Origin of the sequence: Pectobacterium atrosepticum, assembly GCA_019056595.1 — a bacterium.
GTDB classification, from domain to species: Bacteria; Pseudomonadota; Gammaproteobacteria; order Enterobacterales; family Enterobacteriaceae; genus Pectobacterium; species Pectobacterium atrosepticum.
In genome coordinates this window covers 738,194-762,133 of record CP036163.1, presented here as the reverse complement: position 1 = coordinate 762,133, position 23,940 = coordinate 738,194, and the positions used below count along the sequence as shown (strand labels likewise).

Genomic DNA, 23,940 nt, shown 5'->3' with positions numbered 1-23,940 from the left:
TTAGCGCCTGCTGATAGAGGAGTCGTTATGTTGTTTGATGAACGATATCGCGCTGGTTGGGTTGGGCTCTGCGCCTTACTGCTGTCTGCCTGTACGGTGGTCGATCTGGATGAGAACGGTAAGCCGATTATTCCGGTCGATCCAGCCGCTACGCCAGGCTATAGCACCATGACACCAGAGAGCATTGCGACTGCGCTGTGGCAACCCACACTGCTCCCAGCGGCACAGCAGCAGGCGCTATCCTGGGATGAGCTGAAGAAAGCACAGGCAGCGCTGGAGGGAACCGCACGTAAAGCCGTCTACGCCCGGATTCAGGGCACGATCAGCGGAATTGACCGGGAAAGTCGTGAAGGGAAATTGACGCTTGATGTACAAGGTGACGCTGTCACGCTTCAGCTGGGGCCGATAATCAAAGGCAATGCGATTCGCGATGCGGCAGGGTTTATCCGCTTTGATGATTTCAAGAATCAGGTGCAGTTTGCCCAACTGGCACGCGCGCTGAATAACAAAGCGATTGCGTCGTTGCCGGCGCTGGATGTGGATGTGCAGGGTAAACCCGTTAACGTACTGGCGGCGCTGGTGTTGACCAAGCAGGGCATCAGCGATGCGGTGCCGATGACGCTAAATTTGACCGGAGCGAGCAGCGGAGGTACGCAATGATGGAACGTTCAGATGCGGCTATGCAACCAGACGCGGTTCGCCGACCCGAAATAGTGATGGCGACCCGAGGTATTACGATGTTGTTTCCCGGCACCAAAGCACTGGATAACGTCGATTACAACGTTTATCGCGGCAAGGTCAACGTGATCATTGGTGAGAACGGGGCGGGTAAATCGACGTTGATGAAGATTCTGGCTGGTGTGCAACAGCCGACGTCTGGCCAGATTCTGTTGAATGGCACCGCGGTGCGTATAGCGGATACGCGCGATGCGGCGTCGAAAGGCATCGGCATGGTGCATCAGGAACTTAACCTGTCCGAGAATCTGAGCGTGGCGGAGAACATTTTTCTGGGGCGGGAACGGCAAAAAGGCGTTGCACCTATCGATTATCTGGAGCAGGAGCGGATTGCAGCAGAGCTAATGTCGCGTCTCGATCAGGCTATTTCACCGCGTACCGAAGTCGCCAGCCTGAAAGTCGGGCAGCAGCAGTTGGTGGAAATCGCCAAGGCGCTGGCGGATCAGGCCGACATTCTGATTCTGGACGAACCGACCTCCGCGCTAAGCAAAAACGAAGTGGAGATTCTGTTTCGCGTGATCCGCGAACTGACTCGCCAGAATGTTTCCATCATCTACATTTCGCATCGGCTCGAAGAGCTGATGGCGATTGGTGACTACATCACTATCCTGCGTGACGGCTGTTTTCAGGCGGAAGCGGCGGTCAGCGACATTGACGTGCCGTGGATCGTCCGGGAAATGCTCGGCGGTGACCCTGTCACCAGTTTCCTGCATTCGGGTAGAACGTTCGGTGCGCCGATATTGGAAGCGGAGCATCTGACCTGCCTCAATGATGCAGGACATCAGGTCGTTAACGATGTCTCGCTGATGGTACGTGAAGGGGAAATCGTCGGTATTTATGGGCTGATGGGGGCAGGACGCACCGAACTTTTTGAGTGTCTGTTGGGCATTCAGAATGATTATCTGGGCAAGATTTATCTCGATAGCAAACCGGTGAGTCCGCGCCTTTCTACCGCGCAGCGCATTCGCATGGGAATGAGTCTGGTGCCGGAAGATCGCAAAAAAACTGGCATCTTTCCGCTCTCGTCGGTGGCTTCCAATCTCACCATAGCCAGCCTGTGGCGGCGACTGAAATACCGCATGGCGATCTTCCAGCGACAGGAGCAAGAGGTGGTTGCCAGCACGATTGGGCGGTTAGCAATCAAAGTGTCTTCACCTGAAGTGGAAATTCAGGCGCTCAGCGGCGGCAATCAGCAAAAAGTGGTGATTGGCCGCTCGTTGCTGACCAACCCTAAGGTGCTGTTACTGGACGAACCGACACGCGGTATTGATGTGGGGGCAAAAGCCGATGTGTTTGAAATGATGGTTGGGCTGTCCGAACAGGGCATCGGCGTGCTGTTTTCCACCTCGGATCTGAAAGAGATTATGGCGGTATCGGACCGTATTTTGGTGATGTCGAATGGCAAACTGACGGCGAATATTGTGCGTCAGTCGGCCAGCGAATCGGCATTGGTTTCGGCAAGTGCTCAAGGATTCTGACATGAAAACGACTCACCTTCCGGCAGCGTCGGGCGCGCTATCACCGGGTAAGTTTGTACGCTCACGAGAGAGCATCCTGCTGTTGATCCTCAGGCTGCGCACGTTCATCGCGCTGCTCCTGATTCTGGGGTTCTTTGCCTTCACGGTGCCCGGGTTTTTGGCGACAGGTAGCCTGATCATCATGGTGAAGCACATTGCTATCAACGCGTTTCTGGCATTAGGGATCACGTTTGTCATCATTACCGCCGGGATTGACCTGTCAATCGGGGCCACGCTGGGGCTGTGCGGCATGGTGGCGGGCTACATGATTACCCAGGGCATTGTGCTGCCCATGTTCGGCATCGCGATTTTCCCCAGCGTGTGGGTCGTTGTGCCCGTCGTGTTGGTGATTGGTGCGCTCATTGGTGCCATTAACGGCTGGATTATCACGCGGTATAACGTTGCGCCCTTTATCTGCACGTTAGGCACGATGTATATCGTGCGTGGGGCCTCGATGCTGATTTCCGGTGGGGAGACATTCCCAGGCTTAGGCGGTAACCCGCAGTTGGGCAATACCGGCTTTGAGCTGATTGGTTCCGGCACGATTTTGGGATTGCCGCTCGCCATCTGGCTGATGTTGGTACTGGCTCTAGTGATTGCCTATGTGGCGCGTCGCCTGCCATTTGGCCGTCATGTCTATGCGATTGGCGACAATGAACGTGCTGCGGAGCTTTCTGGCGTCAAGGTTCGTCAGGTAAAAGTCTGGGTCTACACCATTTCCGGCTTCTGCGCAGCTATCGCCGGCATCGTGGTGTCCTCTCAGTTGGTCGCCAGCCATCCGGCGACGGGCACAGCTTTTGAAATGAACGCGATTGCTGCCGTGGTACTCGGCGGAACGTCGCTGGCGGGCGGTCGCGGGACGATTTTGGGCACGCTGATTGGCGCATTTGTCATCGGAATTCTTGCCGACGGGTTGGTGATGATGGGCGTGAGTGAATTCTGGCAGATGGTGATTAAAGGCATCGTCATTATTGTGGCGGTGATTATCGACCAGATGCAAAACCGTATGCAGCACAGGGCCGCAATTGTGTCACAGAAGGCCGCGGCGGAAGGCGCTTAATCAGGCGTAGGTACATTAAGTGTCGATAGCATTTAAGCTGTATTTAAGAGTGGGTGTATTTAAGAGCAAATAGCACGGGGCGTTGGGTTGTGGCGGGAGCGATGTCGGTAGACATACCGAGGCCTGATTTAAGCGCAATTTTTTTTGATTTAATGTGAATAAATATTCGTTTTTGAGTAAAAATTCAAGCGAGGTGAGGTATGAATCCGTACGCATTGTCGGTGGAGGCGCTGACGCACAAAGCCCGCGCCATTCGTCGCCGCATTATTCATCTGAATGCCAATAGTCCAGCTGGCGGACATACGGGTGCAGATCTGTCACAGGTGGAGATTCTGACGGCACTGTATTTCCGCATTCTGAACTGTGCGCCGGATCGCCTTCAGGATCCGCAGCGTGACATTTACATCCAGTCAAAAGGCCATGCGGTTGGCGGTTATTACTGCTGTCTGGCAGAAGCAGGCTATTTCCCCGAATCGTGGCTGGCAACCTATCAGCACCCTGATTCGCATTTACCGGGGCATCCGGTCAAGCACAAGACGCCGGGGATTGAGCTGAACACGGGGGCGTTGGGACACGGGTTGCCGGTTGCCGTCGGTATTGCGCTAGCGGCAAAACGTGACAACAGCCCGCGTCGGGTGTTTGTCCTGACGGGCGACGGCGAGCTGGCGGAAGGCAGTAACTGGGAAGCGGCGCTGGCGGCGGCGCATTACCAGTTGGATAACCTGATTATCATCAACGACAAGAACAAGCTGCAACTGGCAGGAACGACCTGTTCCATCATGAACACGGATCCGCTGGCGGAAAAGTGGCAGGCATTTGGCCTACAGGTGACGGAATGCGCGGGTAATGACATGCGTTCGGTGGTGGACACGCTGGAGAATCTGCCTCGCAACGGCAAGCCGAATGTGGTGATTGCGAATACGGAAAAAGGCGCGGGCGTATCGTTTATTCAGGGGCGGGCTGAATGGCATCACCGGGTGCCGAAAGGCGAAGAAATTGCACTGGCGTTGGAGGAACTAAAAGATGAGTAGCGCAGAGCATCTGGCAACCGTCATGGTCGAGCAGTTCATTAAGGCCGTCGAACAGGGGATTGATTTAGTGCCTGTGTTGGCGGATTCGACCTCCACGGCGAAGATTTCACCGTTCATTCAGCGTTTTCCCGATCGCATCGTCAACGTGGGGATTGCCGAACAAACGATGGTGGGAACGGCGGTAGGGCTGTCCATCGGCGGCAAGATTGCGGTGACCTGCAACGCGGCACCATTTCTGATCTCCCGCGCCAACGAACAGCTCAAAGTCGACGTCTGCTACAACAACAGCAACGTTAAGCTGTTTGGGCTGAATGCGGGTTGTAGCTACGGCCCGCTCGCTAGCACGCACCACAGTATTGACGACATCGCGGTGCTGAGAGGGTTTGGCAATATTGAGATCTACGCGCCATCCAGCCCGGAAGAGTGTCGCCAAATTATCGATTATGCGTTTGCACATCAGGGACCAGTCTATATTCGCCTCGATGGAAAACCACTGCCTGCCTTGCATGATGAGCACTATCGCTTTGTGCCGGGACAGATCGATGTACTGCGCAAAGGCCGTGATATCACACTGGTCGGATTGGGGTCGACCGTACATGAAATTGTGACGGCTTCTGAATTATTAGCAGAAAAAGGACTTGCCGCTACGGTGGTCAATCTTTCCTCTATTCGACCGTGTAATACTCAGCAGTTGCTTGAAATTCTGAGCGAAACACCTCGCGTTATTACCGTCGAGGAACATAACGTCAACGGCGGTGCAGGTAGTCTGGTTGCGGAAGTGCTGGCGGAAGCGGGCAGTGGAATTCCTCTGGTACGGCTGGGGATTCCTGATGGTCAGTACGCGATTGCTGCCGATCGGAGCGCGATGCGGGCGCATCACGGGCTGGACGCGACGGGCATTGTCAACGCGGCACTGCGTCTTTGTCCGGGAGGCTGATGATGTATACGCCGGTTATTTTGGCAATCGATGAAGGGACGACGAACGCCAAGGCGATTGCCGTCGATGAGCGGGGACGCATTCTGGCTAAAGCGGCGGTCGCTTTGCAGGTCACGCACCCGCAACCGGGCAGATCCGAACAGGATGCGATGGCGATCTGGCGTGCGGTTTGTCAGGCGGCAGAGGTTTGCTTGTCATCATTACACCGTGCTCAGGTGGTGGGTGTCGCCATCAGCAATCAGCGTGAGTCGGTGCTGATTTGGGACAGGCAAACCGGAAAACCGCTGACGCCATTGGTCAGTTGGCAAGATCGCCGTGCGGAGAGATTCTGTCAGGCATTACAAGGAAGCGCTGAGGCACGTCTGATCGAATCCCGTACCGGGCTGCAAGTCGATCCGCTTTTTCCCGCCGCCAAACTGCATGCCATGCTGGCAGAATTGCCAAACGGTGTCGCCCGTGCAATGCAGGGGGAGTTGTGCATCGGGACGGTGGATTGCTGGCTTAACTGGCAGTTTAGCGGGGGGCGGGCGTTCTCCACCGACTATTCCAACGCGGCGAGAACTCAATTGTTCAATATTCACCGCGGCTGTTGGGATGAGGACCTGCTGGCGCTGTTCGGTATCCCTAGCGTTTGTCTGCCTGCCGTCACGCCTTCCTCGGCGTTACACGGTCACACCGGCGTGACGGGCATCAGTGGGCTTGCCGCTGGCGTACCGATTGTGGCGCTGATTGGGGATTCCCATGCTGCGCTGTACGGTCAGGGCATCACCCAAAGCGGTGAAATCAAAGCGACATACGGCACCGGTTCATCGCTGATGACCACGATCAACACGCCGCACCTTCACGCCGCTGGGCTCAGCACCACCATTGCCTGGCACGATGGCGAACTGCGCTACGCGCTGGAAGGCAATATCACCCATACCGGCTCGGGATTTGCCTGGATTGGTCAGATGCTGGGCGTCCCTTCTGTTACGCAACTGACCGAACTGGCGCTCAGCGCCGAATCGAATCAGGGAGTTTTCTTTGTTCCTGCCTTATCCGGGCTGGGTGCACCCTATTGGGATGTGCAAGCGCGCGGTCTGCTGTGTGGTTTATGCGACGCCACCACACCCGCCATCATCGCTCGTGCCGGTCTTGAAGCGATTGCGTATCAAATCGCTGACGTTTTTTTCGCTATGGAACAGGCGTCGCAGGCCGCTTTACCCGCTCTGCGTGTTGACGGTGGCGCGACGCAAAACCGCTGGCTGATGCAGTTTCAGGCTGACTTATTACAACGCCCTCTGATTCGCAATCACAACGCGGAAGTGTCTGCGTTGGGGGCGGCCTATCTGGGCGGCAAGATGCTGGGATGGTGGGAGCACAACGAACAGATCGCCGCGCTGCCGAGAGAGGTGGAAGTCATCGAACCGTCGGCGACAAATCACGCCATTCTGGAGAGCTACCAACAGTGGCGTACGGCGGTGGCGCGAGCACGTTTGCGGCCTGAAGCATGACCATTTTTAACCGTAAGCATTTTTAGCAGTAAGAAATGTTAACCGTAAAAACCTATCCGATACGCAAGAAAGATAAGCAGCTCAATATCCTATAAATCAATGAGGTGACTTTTATGGCAACGTATAACTACCCTGAATTTGGTGCCGGTTTGTGGCATTTTGCGAATTATATCGACCGCTACGCCGTAGATGGCTACGGCCCGGCATTGAGCACGATCGATCAGATCAACGCCGCGAAAGAGGTCGGCGAGCTTTCCTATGTCGACCTGCCTTATCCCTTCACGCCGGGCGTCACGCTAAGCGAAGTGAAAGATGCACTGAAGGATGCAGGGCTGAAAGCGATTGGCATCACGCCGGAAATTTACCTGCAAAAGTGGTCGCGTGGCGCCTTCACCAACCCCGATCCGGCGGCCCGAGCTGCGGCGTTTGAACTGATGCATGAATCTGCTGGCATTGTGCGTGAATTGGGTGCGAATTATGTCAAAGTCTGGCCGGGGCAGGATGGCTGGGATTATCCGTTTCAGGTCAGCCATAAAAATCTGTGGAAGCTTGCCGTTGATGGTATGCGCGATCTGGCAGGGGCTAACCCCGATGTGAAATTCGCCATCGAATACAAGCCGCGTGAACCGCGCGTGAAAATGACCTGGGATTCCGCTGCGAGAACGCTGCTGGGTATTGAAGACATCGGGCTGGATAACGTCGGCGTGCTGCTGGACTTCGGACATGCACTGTATGGCGGTGAATCACCCGCTGATTCTGCCCAGTTGATTATCGATCGCGGCCGGCTGTTCGGAATGGATGTAAACGACAATCTGCGCGGCTGGGATGACGATTTGGTGGTCGGCACGGTGCACATGACTGAGATTTTCGAATTCTTCTATGTGTTGAAAATCAACAACTGGCAGGGCGTCTGGCAGCTCGATCAGTTCCCGTTCCGTGAGAATCACGTGGAGGCGGCGCAGTTGTCCATCCGTTTCTTGAAGCACATCTATCGTGCGCTGGACAAGCTGGATATCCCCGCGCTTCAGGCGGCACAGGAAGCGCAAAATCCGTTACAGGCACAGCGGATTGTGCAGGATGCGCTGCTGTCATCCATTAACGTTAGCGAATAATCGCGTCACGGTTCGTCAGGCGCGGAGCAGTGGGAATCATCCTGCGCCTGACGTTACTCTTATTGCTTCGCGATTATCATCGCGACTCGCGGTACATCACATCCAGCCGCACAAACCATTGGTGATACGTGCGTTAGATCAGCGTCTCAGCGGTTAACCGATCGGTAATCAATACGTCAATATAGTGGCCGACTAACGCGCCGCGAATGGCCGCACTTTTCTCGACACCGCCCGCCAGTGCCACCACGCGTGGACATTGACGCAGCTGTGGTAATGCCATGCCAATCACCGGATCTTCATCGTCCTGCAACACCGGCTCGCCTTCTGCGTTGTAGTAATGCAGACATAAATCACCGACGGCACCGCGTTCTGCTAACTGTTGCAGCATCGCTTCGTGATAATAGTTGCCGGAGTTTTTCAGCAATTGTGACGGTTCCAGCACGCCGATGCCCACAAGTGCCAGGCTCACTTCGCTAAACTTATCGACCACGCTGGAAACCTCATCGCTGGTCACCAAGCGAGCGCGATCTTCCACCGAACGTTCAATGCTCTGTGCCGGTAAAAGATAGGCCGGACAACTTAATTGGTTGGCTAGGGTCTGTGTCAGGATGGTCGCCTGCACATTGCCGTTCGGCCCCACGCCGCCCAACAGTTGGATCACGCCCTGCGCCTTGACGCTTTGCGGATGTAAACTGTCCACCATCGCCCGCAGCGTGCTACTCCAGGATGAGATACCAACCAGATCGTCAGGGCGGATACTGGTTTGGACATAGTGCGCAGCGGCAGAGCCAATCGCCTGCTTGATTTGCGTCAGCGTGGCGTTGTCGGCGACATCCACAACAATAGCCTGATCGATGCCGTAGCGCTTCTGAATGGCAGATTCCAACCCCATGAACATGTTCGGGGGTTGAATTACGCTGATTTTGACCACACCTTCTTTAACACTGCGTGTGATAGCGCGCGAGACAAAAGACTGTGACAAATGGAGTGAGGCGGCAATTTCTGCTTGTTTCATCCCTTCGCTATAATAGAGCGTAGCGATCTTGACTAATAATCGCTGTTCGTCCTGCTTTGACATGACTTTTCCCCTTGCTGGCATGCTGCTGTCATTTTTATTCAGCACAGAATAAATAACAAGCATAGACGGCAGTGGAGGTCGGTTCTTGATTTCCCTGTCCGTGCTGGACATGGTAATTTAATGGGGTTAGTCGCCAAAATTTGGCATAATTCATCCGGTTAATGGATATCACAGGAAGGACAATGTGAAATATTTGCTGATTTTTTTACTCGTGCTGGCGATATTCATCATTTCTGTCACACTGGGTGCGCACAACGATCAGGTTGTGACATTTAACTACCTGCTGGCACAGGGGGATTATCGTATCTCCACACTGCTCGCCACGCTGTTTGCCTTGGGCTTTGTTCTTGGCTGGGTTATCTGTGGTCTGTTTTATCTGCGTCAGCGCATTGCGATTGGCCGTGCACAACGTAAAATCAAGCGTCTGGAACAACAGCTTTCTACCTCCACCGAGGAGAATGTGACGCCGGTGCAGACGGTCACCCACTAAGGAATTCTCTCTATGTTAGAACTGCTGTTTCTGTTGCTGCCCGTGGCCGCCGCGTACGGTTGGTACATGGGTCGCAGAAGTGCGCAGCAGGACAAAGAGCAGGAATCCAACCGCCTGTCCCGTGAATATGTTACCGGGGTTAACTTCCTGTTGTCTAACCAGCAGGATAAGGCGGTGGAACTGTTCCTCGACATGCTCAAGGATGACAGTAATACCTTTGAAGCCCACCTCACGCTCGGTAACCTGTTTCGCTCGCGCGGCGAAGTTGACCGTGCGATTCGCATCCATCAGGCACTGACCGAAAGCGCATCGTTAACCTTTGAACAACGCCTGCTGGCGGTGCAGCAGCTGGGTCGCGATTACATGGCTGCTGGTCTGTATGACCGTGCCGAAGAGATTTTTAACCAACTGGTGGATGAAGAAGATTTTCGGCGTAGCGCTTTACAGCAGCTATTGCAGATCCATCAGGCCACCAGCGACTGGCAGACGGCGATAGATGTTGCGGAAAAACTGGTCAAAATGGGAAAAGATGAGCTTCGCGTGGACATCGCTCATTTTTACTGCGAGTTAGCGCTGCTGGCTATGGGCAGTGACGATCTGGATAAAGCGTTAACGTTCCTGAAGAAAGGGGCCTCGGCGGACAACCAGTGCGCTCGTGCGTCCATTATGATGGGGCGTATTTACATGGCGCAGCAGGATTATTCACGTGCGGTGGAGGCCTTGCGGCAGGTTCTCGATCAAGATAAAGAGCTGGTCAGTGAAACATTACCGATGTTGCAGGAGTGCTATCAGCACTTAGGTAACACCTTGGATTGGGCTCATTTCCTCAAGCGCTGCGTGGAAGAAAATACCGGAGCGACGGCGGAATTGATGCTGGCCGATATCCTCGAAAGGGAAGAGGGTGCAGAGGTTGCGCAGGTCTACATCAATCGTCAGCTGCAACGTCACCCGACTATGCGTGTGTTCCATCGCCTGATGGATTTTCACCTGCATGAAGCGGAAGACGGACGAGCAAAAGAAAGCCTGGTGGTGCTGCGCGACATGGTGGGCGAGCAGATTCGTACTAAGCCCCGCTACAGCTGCCGTAAATGCGGTTTCACGTCACAATCCCTCTATTGGCAATGTCCTTCCTGTCGTACCTGGGCCAGCGTGAAGCCGATCCGTGGATTAGACGGACAATAGCCTCTCGCGATATTGAGCGGCTATTTTTTAACGTACTTTAGTTACAACATGCTAATAATTGTACGTGATTTCCGTTTCAGCAGACTTCTTTAATCGCATTGGTCTTCAGGTGGCTGGGATTTCGGGGGCGAGGGATGTAGAATGCGGCGGGAATTTTGGCTTCGCTAGAGACTGGGTGACGAATGAAAAACGAGAATCTACAGCAAAAGAATCAAACGGTATCATCCCCGATTGTTGTCGCGTTGGACTATGCCAGCCAGGATGCAGCGCTGTCGTTTGTTGACCGTATCGATCCGCAGGATTGCCGTTTGAAGGTAGGCAAAGAGATGTTTACCTTATTTGGCCCACAGTTCGTACAGACGTTGCAACAGCGCGGCTTTGATGTGTTTCTCGATCTGAAATTCCACGATATTCCGAACACCGTCGCGCATGCTGTGGCGGCAGCCGCCGATCTTGGCGTGTGGATGGTCAATGTCCACGCCAGCGGCGGTTCGCGTATGATGGCAGCGGCGAAAGACGCGCTGGTGCCGTTTGGTAAAGATGCACCGCTGCTGATTGCCGTGACCGTGTTGACCAGTATGGACGAAGAAGATCTACGCGGGCTTGGCATTACCCTTAGCCCAGCGGAGCAGGCGGAAAGGCTGGCTGTGCTAACGCATAACAGTGGGTTGGATGGCGTGGTGTGCTCTGCACATGAAGCGCAGCGGTTGAAGCAGGTATGCGGTCAGGCATTTAAGCTGGTCACGCCGGGGATTCGCCCCGCAGGCAGTGACGTTGGCGATCAGCGCCGCATCATGACGCCCGTTCAGGCGCAGCAGGCAGGCGTGGATTACATGGTGATTGGACGTCCGATCACCCAATCGTCTGATCCGGCTCAGACGCTGCGTGATATTCGCGCGTCGCTGCTAAACGGTATTGCATCATGAATCATGATAAGAACAGTCAACTGGTTTACTCTACAGATACTGGGCGCATTACGCCGGAAGAAGAAAAGGTCGTTCGGCCAAAGGGCGATGGTATCGTGCGCATTCAGCGCCAGACGAGCGGACGCAAAGGGAAGGGTGTATGCCTGATTAGCGGTCTCGATCTTGACGATGCCGTATTGGATAAGCTGGCTGCTGAACTGAAGAAAAAATGCGGCTGCGGCGGTTCAGTGAAAGAAGGCGTGATCGAAATTCAGGGAGACAAGCGAGACCTGCTAAAACAGCTTCTGGAAGCGAAAGGGATGAAGGTTAAGCTGGCTGGTGGCTAAGTATGACGAGTATGAGAGCAGCAGGTTTACTCCCGTCAACCTGCTGCTACAAATTCGTTATTTATCGACCTGACGGCCAATCAGCCCGCCGATAGCGGCTCCGCCCAACGTTCCTAATGTTCCGCCATCCGTTAAGATAGCCCCACCTACCGCTCCCGCACCGGCGCCAATGGCGGTATTGCGGTCACGTTTTGACATGTTTGAACAGCCCACCAGCGTAACAGCAAGCGTAATTGCCAGAGCGGCCGTTGCAACGCGTTTGTTTAATGTCATTTTCTTCCCCTTTCTGCTCTTGGCCTCACGTTTCTTGTGAGGAAAATATCGAAAAAAGTGCTTTATACGGTATTAAATAAAGAAACCGAGCCCTTTACCGCGTGATGACAAGTATAATCATCGGGAAAAACTGCAACAGGTAAAAACTCTTAATTCCCCTACGTTACCTTAACGATAGCAATAATTGATAAATTTGGCTGTTTTTTGCTCAATTCTGTGGCATGTCTCTTTCTTTTTCCCATAGCAGAACACCGCTAGGTCTTTAGCGATTTAGCCCATAGCGACGAGATCCTCAGGCCGCGAGAATGGTGTCATCGCGCCGATGGGAGACTGATTATGTTAGAAACGCTAAAAAAACAGGTGTTGGAAGCCAATCTGGCCTTGCCGCAGCACCATCTGGTGACGTTTACTTGGGGAAATGTCAGTGCGGTAGACCGACAGCGTGGCCTGATGGTGATCAAGCCTTCCGGCGTGGAGTATTCGGCCATGACGTTGGAGGATATGGTTGTCGTTGAGCTGGAAAGCGGCAAAGTGGTGGAGGGGACGAAGAAACCATCGTCAGATACCGATACCCACCGTGTACTGTATCTGGAATTTGCCGATATCGGCGGTATTGTTCATACCCATTCCCGCCATGCCACGATCTGGGCGCAAGCCGGTAAAGATATCCCCGCCTGGGGAACGACGCATGCGGACTACTTTTATGGCCCCATTCCCTGCACGCGTCTGATGACGGACGAGGAAATCAACTGTCGCTATGAGTGGGATACGGGAACGGTGATAGTCGAAACTTTCCGCCAGCGCGGCATTTCTCCGATGGATGTCCCAGCCGTGTTGGTTAACTCGCATGGCCCCTTTGCGTGGGGGAAAGATGCCGATAATGCGGTGCATAATGCCGTGGTTCTGGAAGAGCTTGCCTACATGGGAATTTTCTCGCGCCAGCTAACACCTCAGTTGGGCGAGATGCAGCAAACGCTGTTGGATAAACACTACTTGCGTAAGCACGGTAAGAACGCGTATTACGGACAATAAACCGACAGTAGTTCCTCTTCGGTTTACCTTAACGACGCAAGCCCGTTGCGTCGTTAGAGTCACATGTCGCTGCTCCTGACCTGCACTAATTCAACTCTAATTCCCTAAAACGTTATCTTTGATTAAAAAAATCCCTCCACGCGGGAGGGATTGGAGAATATACGCCGACGACGTTTAAGGTTGAGCGCCGTCCCGTAAGACAATCGGCGTCTCTTTTGTCGTTGGCACATTGCTGTTGAGTGCACGACGAATGACGAAGAACGCGGAAACCAGCATAGTCACTGCCACCAGCATGAAGAACCCGCACAGTGCGGCGTTGATCTGGTTACTGAAGACGATGGTTTCCATGTCTTTAATCGATTTAGCCGGTGCGATCAGCGTGTTCTGTTCAATACCCGCAGCGAAGCGTTTCGCCTGAGCCAGAAAGCCGATGCTCGGTTTTTCATGGAAGATTTTTTGCCAACCCGCTGTCATCGACGTAATAAACAGCCAGACGGTCGGTACGATAGTCACCCACGCATAGCGCTGTTTCTTCATCTTAAACAACACCACGGTGCCGAGAATCAGCGCCATCGATGCGAGCATCTGGTTACCGATACCGAACAGTGGCCAGAGCGTGTTAATACCACCCAACGGGTCGATTACACCTTGATACACGAAGAATCCCCAGCCAGAAACGGCAACGGTTGTACCGGCCAGATTCCCCATCCAGGAACGGCTGTTAGCTAATCTTGGAATCGCAATACCGACCAGATCCTGCACCATGAAGCGACAGGCGCGCGTCCCGGCGTCAACGGCGGTCAGAATGAACAGGGCTTCAAACAGAATCGCGAAGTGATACCAGAATGCCATCATCGCCCGGCTATTAAAGATTTCCGTGATGATATAGGCCATGCCCACCGCGAAGGTTGGCGCGCCGCCGGCACGGGAAAGAATAGAGATTTCGCCGACATCATTGGCAATGGCACTCAATTCCTGCGGGGTAATCACAAACCCCCAGTTGTTAATGGCCAGCGAAGCGCTCTCAACCGTGGTGCCAATCAGTGCGGCGGGTGAGTTCATGGCAAAGTAAATGCCCGGCTCGATGACCGATGCACAAATCAGCGCCATGATTGCCACGAAGGACTCCATCAACATGGCACCATATCCGATAAAACGGATATGGCTCTCACGCTCGATTAACTTCGGTGTAGTGCCGCTGGAAACGAGGGCGTGGAAGCCGGAAATCGCGCCGCAGGCGATGGTAATAAATAAGAAGGGGAACAGAGAACCTGAGAATACGGGGCCGCTGCCATCAATAAAGCGAGAAACAGCGGGCATTTTCATTTCCGGCATGGCGAACACGATACCGAAGGCCAGCCCGATAATAACCCCGATTTTCAGGAACGTAGAGAGGTAATCACGCGGTGCCAGCAGCAGCCAGACGGGCAGGACTGACGCCACGAAGCCGTAGATAACCAGCACCCAAGTGAGCGATGTGCCTTTCAGCGTGAAGAATGGGCCCCAGTATGGGTGTGCGGCGATGTTGCCGCCGTAGACAATCGCCAGCATCATTAGCACAAAGCCGATGATGGACACTTCAGCGATTTTACCCGGACGTAAAAAGCGCATGTAAACGCCCATGAAGAGCGCGATGGGGATGGTGGCGGCGATCGTAAACAACCCCCACGGGCTTTCCGCTAACGCTTTAACGACAACCAGTGCCAGCGCCGAAAGAATGATGATCATGACGCCCAGCGCACCGAGCATGGTGATAATACCCGCGAACGTGCCCAGTTCCTGTTTTGCCATTTCCCCCAGCGAACGACCGTCACGACGTGTGGAGATAAACAGCACCAGAAAATCCTGCACGGCACCCGCCAGCATCACGCCGACCAAAATCCAGATTGTGCCGGGAAGAAAACCCATCTGTGCGGCGAGAATCGGTCCAACCAGCGGACCTGCCCCAGCAATAGCGGCGAAGTGGTGTCCGAACAGTACCCATTTATTGGTGGGGACGTAATCCAGACCGTCGTTATGACGTTCAGCCGGTGTTAGTCGGCGATCGTCGAGCTCAAACACTTTTTTGGCGATAAACAGGCTGTAAAACCGATAAGCGATGCTGTAACACGATACTGCGGCGATAACCAACCATACCGCATTGACGTGCTCACCTCGGCTTAGCGCCAGCATAGCGAACGAAAAAGCGCCCGCCAGTCCGACTAGCAGCCAGATCACAATGCTCTTTATGTTACTCATAACAACGGCTCCTTCGTTATTCAGAAAGGGTATACCGTAATACTTCAAGCTGCATGTGCGTTGGCTTCTCTTACTCACCCCAGTCACTTACTTGTGTAAGCTCCTGGGGATTCATGCGTTTGCCGCCTTCCTGCAACTCGAATTATTTGAGGTATATGGCGCGGGTGTTAATGCAATTTAACAATAGTGGGTTTGTTGACGAAGAGAAGCGAATGGATGAGAAAATGTGAGCGAACGTGAATTTCTGTAAAGAAACTTAAAGGCTAAACAATGGCTAACATGTAGAAGCGGTAAATCAGAGGCCCTGCTGTGGATAATTCAGTGGCTGGCAGGGCCGATGCGCTTAAGGCAGGACGTTTCCGGCGGCGCGGTAAATCTCGTACCATTCTTCGCGGCTGAGCGACAATGTAGACGCCGCCGCAATGTCACGGATACGTTCTGGACTCATGGTGCCGATAACCACCTGCATGGCAGCTGGGTGACGCAAGATCCACGCGGTGGCGATCGCGGTGTTGGTGACGTTGTGTTGCTCTGCGATGTGATCAATCGCTGCGTTTAGCGTGGGGAATTTCTCATTATCGAGAAACACGCCGTCAAAAAAGCCGTATTGGAAAGGTGACCAGGCTTGAATCGTCATCGTATTCAGACGACTGTATTCCAGAATTGCGCCATCGTGGTTCACCGATGCCGAGTTTGTCATATTCACGTTAAAGCCGGCATCAATCATGCCCGTGTGCATAATGCTGAACTGTAACTGGTTGGCGATGAGCGGCTGGCGTACGGATTTTTTCAGCAACTCAATCTGCAACGGATTCTGATTGCTGACGCCGAAATGGCGAACCTTCCCGCTACTTTCCAACTCATCGAATGCAGCAGCGACTTCGTCAGGTTCAAATAAGGTGTCCGGGCGGTGCAACAGGAGCGTATCAAGATAGTCTGTTTTTAAACGTTGCAGGCTGCCTTCAACGGACGCGATGATGTGCGCTTTGGAAAAATCAAAAAAGCCCTTACGGATACCGCATTTTGATTGCAGAAAAAGCGATTCCCGGCGGATGGACGTCTTCTGTAAACCTGCGGCGAAAATCTCTTCCGACAAGCCTGAGCCATAGATATCGGCGTGATCGAAGAAATCGATGCCAGCCTCAACGGAAGCATTGAGGATGTCAGCAGTTTCATTCGTGCTTTTCTTCGCCATTCGCATACAGCCCAACGCAATGTTGGAAGCCTGTATCGCGGATGTGCCGATTGTCATTTTCTTCATCGGGAACACTCCTGTTAGTAGGGTTGCATGCGTGCCGTTGATTGTTCTCAAAACGGATCCGGCGCGGCTAAATCATATAGCGGAATAAACGATGATGACGCGCGGGTCAGTTCACTATGAACGCCCGCGCGGAGATGCTGTATTGCAGCAGTATGACTATTATGCGGCAGGTTTTGCCACGATGCTGCGGGTTTCCAGACGAACTTCAGCGATGATGACGTCCAGCGTATCCCCCTGACGATAAACCACTTCGCCTTTTACCGAGAGGGTACCCATTTCCTGGCTGCACACCAGTTCATCGCGCACGGCGTGGATAAAGGATGACGGAATAAACACCACCGCGCCGTTATCTAAAAGGCGAACGCGCAGGCCACCGCGCGTGACGTCAATGATTTCCGCGTTGAAGCGAATATCTGTACCTGCTTTATCCTTAAGGTAGCGAGCATACAGCCAGTCACCGACATCACGCTCAGCCATACGGTTAAGGCGACGGCGCTCGGCCAGTTGTACCGTGACGTCGTCCTGCGGTTTTTCCGCGGCCTGTCCGGTGATAATCGCTTTCAGCAAACGGTGGTTCACCATATCGCCGTATTTACGGATCGGGGATGTCCAGGTGGCATAAGCTTCCAGCCCCAGACCAAAGTGTGGCCCCGGTGTGGTGCTGACTTCTGCAAATGACTGGAAGCGACGGATACGGCTATCCAGGAACTGCGTCGGCTGGGCATCCAGCTCGCGGCGCAGCGTGCAGAAGCCATCGAGCGTCAACAGCGTCTGCGCGTCGGCCTGAACGCCATGCGTGTCCAGTACGGCGACCGCTTGTTCAATCGAGGCAGGATCGAAGCCGTTATGCACGTTATAGATGCCAAAGCCCAGCTTGTCGCGCAGCACAATGGCTGCGCAGACGTTGGCTGCAATCATTGATTCTTCAACGATACGGTTAGCGATGCGACGGTGTTCAACTACGATATCCAACACTTCGCCTTTTTCACCCAGCAGGAAGCGATAATCCGGGCGATCTTTAAACACCAGCGCGTGTGTGGTGCGCCATTCACTGCGTGCCAGACAGAGGCGATGCAGCAAACGGATTTGTTCGGCAATCTCTTCGTTCTGCGGCTGCCATTCGCCTTGGTTTTCCAACCAGTCAGAGACGTTGTCATACGCTAATTTGGCTTTGGATTCGATCGAGGCGGCAAAGAAGTGGATATCGTCACCCAGCGCACCGTCAGCGGCAATCGTCACGCGGCAGGCGAGAACAGGGCGACGCTCGTTCGGGCGCAGGGAACAGATATCGTCCGACAGCGCGCGCGGCAGCATCGGGATGTTGAAGCCGGGCAAATAGTTGGTGAAGGCGCGCTGGCGTGCAATGTTGTCCAACTCGCTGCCTGCATCCACATAGGCGGTTGGGTCGGCGATAGCGATCGTTAATTGCAGTGAACCATCACCGTTGTCCTGCACATACAGTGCATCGTCCATATCTTCGGTGCTGGCGCTGTCGATGGTGACAAAGTTCAGTGCCGTCAGATCTTCACGGACGAGTTCGCCATCATGGCGTTCAGTGGTTTCAACTTCTGGGGCAGAACGCTCCAAATTGTGGCGTGACAACGTCACCCACCACGGCACCAGTGGGTCATCGCCCGTGGTGATGTACTGCGTCAGCTCGGCATGAAATCCACGATCGCCCTTCAACGGGTGACGACGCATTTCAGCTACGGCCCAATCGCCTTCCTGAAAATCGTCTGTAACATCACGCGCGGCTCGGCAGGGAATCGCCTCTTTCAGCAGCGGGTGGTCAGGCGTAATTGATAAGCGATCGTCTTTTTTATGGATACGCCCAACAAATCGGGTAAGGAAAGGTTCGATCAGCGTTTCTGGCTCGACAATTTCCCGATCTTTTTCCGTATGCAGGGTGGCGGTAATCCGGTCACCGTGCATCACTTTTTTCATGTGTGGAGGCGGAATGAAATAGCTTTTTTGTCCGTCAGCTTCAAGAAAGCCAAATCCCTTATCGGTACCTTTGACGACACCTTCAACACGCGGTGTCTTAGAGTGAAGTTGCTGTTTTAGCTGTGCAAGCAGCGGATTATCTTGAAACATAGCGTCCAGAAATACGATTGTGAGTGGCCCAATTAGCAGTTCACAGTTTTACTCGAATCAGGTGCTGGCGGCAAGAATAATCGGGGATGCCGCGGCCGTATAACGGTAGCGAAAGGGCAGATAAATACGAATAAAGTCAATGCTGATTGGCGTGAGGCCCCTGTCATGTGCGCCATTAGTTTTGCAATGCGAGTTATGGTGTAGAACCTATCTCAGTAGGCGTTATTGGTGCAGCCAGTTTGGACTCGGACAGCGCGGAAAAACCGGAGCGTACACGTAGTACGTGAGGATTATTCGCTACGCTCACCCTGCGGGCCGCCCCAAGTGGCGTTCAAACGCAATTGCGTTTGTTTGAGCACTGCCCTGGTTCAAAATGGCAAATAAAATAGCCTACTTGACAGGTTCTTAAGCGATGCGCAGCAGAGACTCCGTTTGGATACTGCGCCGAACGCTAACCGGTACTGACTTAGAGGTCGGCGTGTGCGTTTCATCGCCAAAACTGGACAGCGGCACCAGCGGGTTGGTTTCTGGGTAATAGGCCGCCAGATTACCGCGTGGAATATTGTAGCTCACCAGCTTGAAGCCGTTGACGATGCGGGTAATGCCATCGTTCCACAGCGTCTCGATATCGACCAGATCGCCATCTTCCAGCCCTAACGCGGCAATGTCATCCGGGTGCATGAACAGCACTTCCCGCTGACCATAAACGCCGCGATAGCGGTCATCCAGACCATAAATCGTGGTGTTGTACTGATCGTGTGAACGCAGGGTTTGCAGCGTAAAGGGTACATTGCTGCCTTGCAGTTGCGGGAACAGCGTATCGGGCAGCGCGGCATGGCCGAATTGGGCTTTTTCGCTGAGGGTATTAAAGCGGAGTTCGGCGGCCGCATTGCCGAGATAAAATCCGCCCGGCAGGTCGCAGTTGGCGTTAAAATCCGTGAAGCCGGGAATGGTGGCGGCGATATGGTCGCGGATGTGTGAATAATCATCCGCCAGCGCCAGCCAGTCGAGTTTTTCATTGCCGAGAACCGCGTTAGCAATACCGCAAACAATGGCCGTTTCCGAGCGCTGCAATGGCGAAAGCGGCTGTCCGACGCCCTGCGACGCGTGCACCATGCTGAAGGAATCCTCGACGGTAATAAACTGTGCACCGCTGGCCTGCATATCGAGATCGGTACGGCCGAGCGTTGGCAGAATGAGTGCATCGACCTTGCCGGTAACCAGATGGCTGCGGTTGAGTTTGGTACTGATATGTACGGTTAGATCGCAACGGCTGAGTGCTTCTTCGGTGCGTGCCGAATCCGGCGCGGCAGCAGCGAGGTTACCACCCAGCGCGATCAGCACTTTTATCTCATCGCGCAGCATGGCTTCCAGCGCTTCTACCGTGTTGTGGCCTGCGGCGTAAGGGGGTGTGAAATCATAATGCGCAGCCAGACGATCAAGAAACGCGGCACTTGGTTTTTCATCGATCCCCATCGTGCGATTACCCTGCACATTACTATGACCGCGTACTGGGCATAACCCCGCACCCGGTTTCCCCAACTGCCCAAACAGCAGTTGCAGGTTCACGATTTCGCGCACGGTGGCAACGGAATGCTTGTGCTGAGTAATCCCCATCGCCCAAGTGCAAATTACGCGCGGTGACTGCTGATAAATCGCCGCCACAGAGCGCAACTGTGCTTCGCTCAGGCCTGACTGCTGTTCGATCTTCTGCCAGCTTGTCGTATCGACAACGGCGAGGTAGTCGTTTACCTGTTGGGTATGCGTGGACAGGAAATCTTGATCGAATAACCCCTTTTCTCCGGCAGACAGGCGCTGACGATGCGTTTCCAGCAGCGCTTTTACCATGCCACGCACGGCAGCCATATCACCGCCCAGATTAGGTTGCAGGTAGGTTTCGCTGATGGTGCCGGATAATGGCGTGAGCAGCTCCAGCGGATTCTGTGGATTGGCAAAACGTTCCAGCCCGCGCTCGCGGAGCGTATTGAAGGAGACGATGTGCGCGCCGCGATCGGCAGCATGACGCAGACTGTGCAGCATACGTGGGTGGTTGGTGCCGGGGTTCTGACCGAAGACGAAAATCGCGTCAGCGTGTTCGAAATCATCCAATCGGATAGTCCCTTTGCCGACGCCGATGCTCTGTTTCAGGCCGATGCCGCTGGCTTCATGGCACATATTCGAGCAGTCAGGAAAATTGTTGGTGCCCAGCATACGGCCAAAAAGTTGATACAGATAAGACGCTTCATTGCTGGCTCGGCCGGAGGTATAAAGCTCCACCTGATTAGGGTGTTCCATGTTACTGATATGGTGAGCGATCAGCGTAAAAACCGCGTCCCAGTCGATGGGAACATAGCGATCGCTGGCGCGGTCGTAGCGCATCGGGTGGGTTAAGCGGCCCTGATACTCAAGGAAATAGTCACTTTGCTGGCGCAGCGTGGTGACGCTGTGGGCGGCAAAGAAATCCAGATCGACCGCTTTGCGCGTCGCTTCCCAACTCACCGCCTTCGCGCCGTTTTCACAAAAGCTGAACGTGCTGCTGTTGTCATCACCCCAGGCACAGCCGGGGCAGTCAAATCCTTTCGATTTATTGACACGCAACAAGTTTCGGATATTTTTCAGCGCTTGCTTGCTATCGAGGACAAAACGCGTGGTGGCTTCCAACGAGCCCCAGCCGCCAGCCGCGTTGCGGTATGGCTTGATAGATGGTTTGAATTTCATATGTGTTCCGCAGGTGAATAAACCCGTCATACTTCAAGTTGCAGGTGTGTTGGCCGCCTCGCTCACCCCAGTCACTTACTTATGTAAGCTCTTGGGGACTCGCTGCGTTGCCGCCGGCCTGAAACTCGAATTATTTAGGGTTTTGTTTTTTTTATGTGAACAAAACTTTAAATGTTTGCTCTTATTTTGAAGTTTAGGTGTCGTCGGCGATCGCGTCTAATCAAATACGGCTATGGTGGGATAGAGGCGGTTTATCGGTATACTTGTCGCTCACCCACTACAGAGTCCGACGATGGATATTAAGCAACTGCAATACCTGTGCAATTTGGAGAAAGAGCGCCATTTTGGTCGGGCAGCGGAAGCCAGTTTTGTCAGTCAGCCAACGCTCTCCATGCGGTTGAAAAATCTGGAGCGGGAGTTGGATCTGGCGTTAATCAACCGGGGTAACAACTTTGAAGGTTTTACGGCCGAAGGCGAGCGCGTGCTGGCTTGGGCGCGGGAGATCGTTTCAGTTTATCAGGGATTAAAACTGGAAGTCGCTTCGCTGAAGCGCGGTGTGAGCGGGGTATTGCGCATCGGTGCGGTGCCGCAAAGCAGTATCGCGTTGTCGAGCCTGCTGGCGGCGGTGAATGAGGAATACCCACAGTTGGATTTCCAGATCTCGCTGTTCAGCGCGGATCAACTGCTGGAAGCGTTGAATGCCCATTCGGTGGATATTGGTATCGGCTTTTTTGAATTTTCAACGCTACAAGAACTGCACTTTCAGGCATCGCCTCTGACAGAGCAGGGCGTTGACCTGTTGTTTCATCCGCACCATTTCCCGCAGTTGGTGGGTGATGCGCCGCTGGCACTCGATGCACTTTCCGACGTACCGCTCTGTTTGGCGGAAGCCAGCCGCTATTTTCGTCGCTATCTGGATAGCCATTTTCGTGAAATGGGCGTCTCGCCGTGGGTAAAGGTAGAAAGCGCTTCCGTTCTGCAACTGATCCAAAGCGTCTATGTTGGGCTTGGCTGCGGGATTGTGCCCCACGGCAGCCTGATCCCAGAGATGACGCCTGCGTTAACGCTGCGTCCGTTGCAATTTCCCCCGATGCGCCGCCAGCCTGCCGTTGTCATCGCGCAGGCGGGCAGAGCGACGGCGTTGGCACAGAATTTCTTTGACGTGGCACAGCAGTGGTTGCAGGCTCAGTCATAGAGGCTTTTGTCCTGTACCGGGGCAACCGATTTGCTTCCGCGAAGCCGTCTGACGGACTGGCGAATCACCAGCGTACCGTTTAACAGCAGGTTGCCAACGGGGGCGTCGGGGCGAATCAGACGATATTGCAACAGTTTGACGGCCTCTTCGCCCAGCGCCTCACGCGGCACATGTACCGATGTTAGCGGCACATCGTGAATCGCGGAGAGATTGAACCCATCCATGCTCATCACGGAGACGTCCTGCGGCACGCGTAATCCCGCCTTGTTCAGTGCATTCACCGCCCCAACCGCGATAAAGTCACCGCCTGCCAGAATCGCCGTGGGCCATTTGTCCTGCGGGCAACGGGCTAAAAAATCGCTCATCGCGTGTTCTGCATCCGCCGTGCTGAAATTATCTAACGCCAGCAAATGCTCTTCAGGGGAGAAAGAAAGGTTATGGTGCTGATAGGCATCGCGGATGCCGTCGAGGCGCAGCTCCATCGTGTAGCGACGCAGGCACAATAGCGTTAACACGGTATGGTGACCCTGTTCAAAGAGATAGTGGGCGGAGAACTCGCCAATTAACCGATGTGCTGGTGCCACACCCGGTAACCTCATCTTACGGTCGATGCAGTTAATCAACACGCAAGGCTTCCCGCTGTCTGCCGCCAGTGCGTGAATATACGGGTCGTCAATACCGATAAGCAGGGCGGCCTCCGTGGCCGGATCGCGCATTTTGTCTAAAAACAGCGCCACGTCGCTGTCATTTTCCTCCAGCCCGCAGTATCGCACTCGCACATCGTGTGGCTTCAGGGCATCAATAATGCTTTGCACCACCTTGTGATAGAAGATATCGGACCGAATATCAAACGCACGCGGTGGGGCGAAGATAGTCAGCCCGTTCAAAAGCAGGCGGCCGTTGGCGAGATCGGCCAATACCCCGCACTGACGGGCGCAGTTGAGGATGTCTGCTTTGGCCCGCTCGCTGGTATTGGACTGACCAGACAGCACGCGTGAAACGGTACTGATCGAGTAGCCCGTCCGCTGCGCGATTTCACGTATTTTCAGGTTTCCTTTCATTTTGTGATCCCGTTCACTTTTGAAAATGACAAAGTTTTCATCACTATCTATCACCTGTTATTCGGTGATCGAGGCGGTTTTTTGCCTGCATTTCGACCATATCATGAAAATGTTTTCAAAAAAGTGAGTGTTTCGCGATTTTCAATTGTTCTACTCTCAATTTGGTAAACCAATTTCAGTG

At 54.0% G+C, this 23,940-nt stretch carries 20 protein-coding genes; 13 read left to right on the top strand and 7 right to left on the bottom strand.

What is annotated here, in order from left to right; genetic code table 11:
• Positions 1–27 precede the first annotated feature (27 nt).
• From DCX48_04030 to DCX48_04000, 7 genes are all read left to right on the top strand, one after another.
• Positions 28–660: a DUF2291 domain-containing protein gene (locus DCX48_04030; GenBank protein QXE13747.1), complete on the top strand. Its 633-nt coding sequence runs from the start codon at positions 28–30 to the stop codon at positions 658–660.
• Positions 660–2,213, top strand: coding sequence for a sugar ABC transporter ATP-binding protein (locus tag DCX48_04025; GenBank protein QXE17141.1), 1,554 nt, complete (start codon positions 660–662; stop codon positions 2,211–2,213). Before DCX48_04030 ends, DCX48_04025 begins: the two co-directional genes overlap by 1 nt.
• Position 2,214: 1 nt before the next feature.
• Positions 2,215–3,312 (top strand): ABC transporter permease, encoded by a 1,098-nt coding sequence (locus tag DCX48_04020; GenBank protein ID QXE13746.1) that lies wholly within the window; start codon positions 2,215–2,217, stop codon positions 3,310–3,312.
• Positions 3,313–3,512: 200 nt separating this feature from the next.
• Entirely contained in the window at positions 3,513–4,343 is an 831-nt protein-coding gene (locus DCX48_04015; GenBank protein ID QXE13745.1) for a transketolase, read from the top strand.
• Positions 4,336–5,280 (top strand): transketolase family protein, encoded by a 945-nt coding sequence (locus DCX48_04010; protein QXE13744.1) that lies wholly within the window; start codon positions 4,336–4,338, stop codon positions 5,278–5,280. The genes DCX48_04015 and DCX48_04010 overlap by 8 nt, the downstream gene beginning before the upstream one ends.
• 2 nt (positions 5,281–5,282) lie before the next feature.
• Complete coding sequence (locus tag DCX48_04005; GenBank protein ID QXE17140.1) at positions 5,283–6,773, top strand: glycerol kinase; 1,491 nt, start codon at positions 5,283–5,285, stop codon at positions 6,771–6,773.
• A 113-nt stretch (positions 6,774–6,886) separates the two neighbouring features.
• The gene (locus DCX48_04000) at positions 6,887–7,885 is read left to right on the top strand and encodes a sugar phosphate isomerase/epimerase (protein QXE13743.1); all 999 of its coding nucleotides are present in this window, start codon (positions 6,887–6,889) and stop codon (positions 7,883–7,885) included.
• Positions 7,886–8,018: 133 nt separating this feature from the next.
• Here the strand turns inward: DCX48_04000 and DCX48_03995 are convergent, their stop codons facing one another.
• A complete protein-coding gene (locus DCX48_03995) occupies positions 8,019–8,963 on the bottom strand; it encodes a sugar-binding transcriptional regulator (protein ID QXE13742.1) in 945 nt (314 codons plus the stop codon).
• Positions 8,964–9,147: 184 nt separating this feature from the next.
• Here DCX48_03995 and DCX48_03990 point away from each other — a divergent pair, with 184 nt between their 5' ends.
• The 4 genes from DCX48_03990 to yciH all read left to right on the top strand — a co-directional run bounded on the left by DCX48_03990 (position 9,148) and on the right by yciH (position 11,887).
• Positions 9,148–9,453 (top strand): LapA family protein, encoded by a 306-nt coding sequence (locus DCX48_03990; protein ID QXE13741.1) that lies wholly within the window; start codon positions 9,148–9,150, stop codon positions 9,451–9,453.
• 12 nt (positions 9,454–9,465) lie between these two features.
• Positions 9,466–10,635 (top strand): lipopolysaccharide assembly protein LapB, encoded by a 1,170-nt coding sequence (lapB, locus tag DCX48_03985; GenBank protein ID QXE13740.1) that lies wholly within the window; start codon positions 9,466–9,468, stop codon positions 10,633–10,635.
• A gap of 182 nt (positions 10,636–10,817) precedes the next feature.
• The gene (locus DCX48_03980) at positions 10,818–11,561 is read left to right on the top strand and encodes an orotidine-5'-phosphate decarboxylase (GenBank protein QXE13739.1); all 744 of its coding nucleotides are present in this window, start codon (positions 10,818–10,820) and stop codon (positions 11,559–11,561) included.
• The gene (gene yciH, locus DCX48_03975; protein ID QXE13738.1) at positions 11,558–11,887 is read left to right on the top strand and encodes a stress response translation initiation inhibitor YciH; all 330 of its coding nucleotides are present in this window, start codon (positions 11,558–11,560) and stop codon (positions 11,885–11,887) included. The genes DCX48_03980 and yciH overlap by 4 nt, the downstream gene beginning before the upstream one ends.
• Positions 11,888–11,944: 57 nt before the next feature.
• Here yciH and osmB read toward each other — a convergent pair whose 3' ends face one another.
• Positions 11,945–12,160 carry an osmotically-inducible lipoprotein OsmB gene (gene osmB, locus DCX48_03970; protein QXE13737.1) on the bottom strand — a complete coding sequence of 72 codons (216 nt, stop codon included), beginning with the start codon at positions 12,158–12,160 and terminating at the stop codon, positions 11,945–11,947.
• A 336-nt stretch (positions 12,161–12,496) separates the two neighbouring features.
• On the opposite strand from osmB, the gene araD reads away from it, so the two are divergent.
• Positions 12,497–13,192, top strand: a complete 696-nt coding sequence (gene araD / locus DCX48_03965; protein QXE13736.1) for an L-ribulose-5-phosphate 4-epimerase — start codon at positions 12,497–12,499, stop codon at positions 13,190–13,192.
• A gap of 174 nt (positions 13,193–13,366) precedes the next feature.
• Here the strand turns inward: araD and DCX48_03960 are convergent, their stop codons facing one another.
• The 4 genes from DCX48_03960 to DCX48_03945 form a co-directional block, all read right to left on the bottom strand.
• Positions 13,367–15,430: a carbon starvation protein A gene (locus tag DCX48_03960; protein QXE13735.1), complete on the bottom strand. Its 2,064-nt coding sequence runs from the start codon at positions 15,428–15,430 to the stop codon at positions 13,367–13,369.
• A 343-nt stretch (positions 15,431–15,773) separates the two neighbouring features.
• Entirely contained in the window at positions 15,774–16,691 is a 918-nt protein-coding gene (locus tag DCX48_03955; protein ID QXE13734.1) for an aldo/keto reductase family oxidoreductase, read from the bottom strand.
• 159 nt (positions 16,692–16,850) lie between these two features.
• On the bottom strand, positions 16,851–18,785 hold the full coding sequence (locus tag DCX48_03950; GenBank protein QXE13733.1) for an exoribonuclease II: 1,935 nt from the start codon (positions 18,783–18,785) through the stop codon (positions 16,851–16,853).
• A gap of 405 nt (positions 18,786–19,190) precedes the next feature.
• Positions 19,191–21,503, bottom strand: a complete 2,313-nt coding sequence (locus DCX48_03945) for an FdhF/YdeP family oxidoreductase (protein ID QXE13732.1) — start codon at positions 21,501–21,503, stop codon at positions 19,191–19,193.
• A 292-nt stretch (positions 21,504–21,795) separates the two neighbouring features.
• Here DCX48_03945 and DCX48_03940 point away from each other — a divergent pair, with 292 nt between their 5' ends.
• On the top strand, positions 21,796–22,698 hold the full coding sequence (locus DCX48_03940; GenBank protein QXE13731.1) for a LysR family transcriptional regulator: 903 nt from the start codon (positions 21,796–21,798) through the stop codon (positions 22,696–22,698).
• Here DCX48_03940 and DCX48_03935 read toward each other — a convergent pair.
• Positions 22,689–23,759: a LacI family transcriptional regulator gene (locus DCX48_03935; protein QXE13730.1), complete on the bottom strand. Its 1,071-nt coding sequence runs from the start codon at positions 23,757–23,759 to the stop codon at positions 22,689–22,691. The genes DCX48_03940 and DCX48_03935 overlap by 10 nt on opposite strands.
• Positions 23,760–23,940: the final 181 nt, after the last annotated feature.

Excerpts from the sequence above, each read along its gene's own strand:
- DCX48_03980 (QXE13739.1), top strand. The coding sequence starts at position 10,818 with ATGAAAAACGAGAATCTACAGCAAAAGAATCAAACGGTATCATCCCCG.
- araD (QXE13736.1), top strand. The coding sequence starts at position 12,497 with ATGTTAGAAACGCTAAAAAAACAGGTGTTGGAAGCCAATCTGGCCTTG.
- DCX48_03935 (QXE13730.1), bottom strand. The coding sequence starts at position 23,759 with ATGAAAGGAAACCTGAAAATACGTGAAATCGCGCAGCGGACGGGCTAC.
- DCX48_04005 (QXE17140.1), top strand. The coding sequence starts at position 5,283 with ATGTATACGCCGGTTATTTTGGCAATCGATGAAGGGACGACGAACGCC.
- DCX48_04015 (QXE13745.1), top strand. The coding sequence starts at position 3,513 with ATGAATCCGTACGCATTGTCGGTGGAGGCGCTGACGCACAAAGCCCGC.
- DCX48_03945 (QXE13732.1), bottom strand. The coding sequence starts at position 21,503 with ATGAAATTCAAACCATCTATCAAGCCATACCGCAACGCGGCTGGCGGC.
- DCX48_04025 (QXE17141.1), top strand. The coding sequence starts at position 660 with ATGGAACGTTCAGATGCGGCTATGCAACCAGACGCGGTTCGCCGACCC.
- DCX48_04010 (QXE13744.1), top strand. The coding sequence starts at position 4,336 with ATGAGTAGCGCAGAGCATCTGGCAACCGTCATGGTCGAGCAGTTCATT.
- DCX48_04030 (QXE13747.1), top strand. The coding sequence starts at position 28 with ATGTTGTTTGATGAACGATATCGCGCTGGTTGGGTTGGGCTCTGCGCC.
- DCX48_04020 (QXE13746.1), top strand. The coding sequence starts at position 2,215 with ATGAAAACGACTCACCTTCCGGCAGCGTCGGGCGCGCTATCACCGGGT.
- osmB (QXE13737.1), bottom strand. The coding sequence starts at position 12,160 with ATGACATTAAACAAACGCGTTGCAACGGCCGCTCTGGCAATTACGCTT.
- lapB (QXE13740.1), top strand. The coding sequence starts at position 9,466 with ATGTTAGAACTGCTGTTTCTGTTGCTGCCCGTGGCCGCCGCGTACGGT.
- yciH (QXE13738.1), top strand. The coding sequence starts at position 11,558 with ATGAATCATGATAAGAACAGTCAACTGGTTTACTCTACAGATACTGGG.
- DCX48_03955 (QXE13734.1), bottom strand. The coding sequence starts at position 16,691 with ATGAAGAAAATGACAATCGGCACATCCGCGATACAGGCTTCCAACATT.
- DCX48_04000 (QXE13743.1), top strand. The coding sequence starts at position 6,887 with ATGGCAACGTATAACTACCCTGAATTTGGTGCCGGTTTGTGGCATTTT.
- DCX48_03940 (QXE13731.1), top strand. The coding sequence starts at position 21,796 with ATGGATATTAAGCAACTGCAATACCTGTGCAATTTGGAGAAAGAGCGC.
- DCX48_03995 (QXE13742.1), bottom strand. The coding sequence starts at position 8,963 with ATGTCAAAGCAGGACGAACAGCGATTATTAGTCAAGATCGCTACGCTC.
- DCX48_03960 (QXE13735.1), bottom strand. The coding sequence starts at position 15,430 with ATGAGTAACATAAAGAGCATTGTGATCTGGCTGCTAGTCGGACTGGCG.
- DCX48_03950 (QXE13733.1), bottom strand. The coding sequence starts at position 18,785 with ATGTTTCAAGATAATCCGCTGCTTGCACAGCTAAAACAGCAACTTCAC.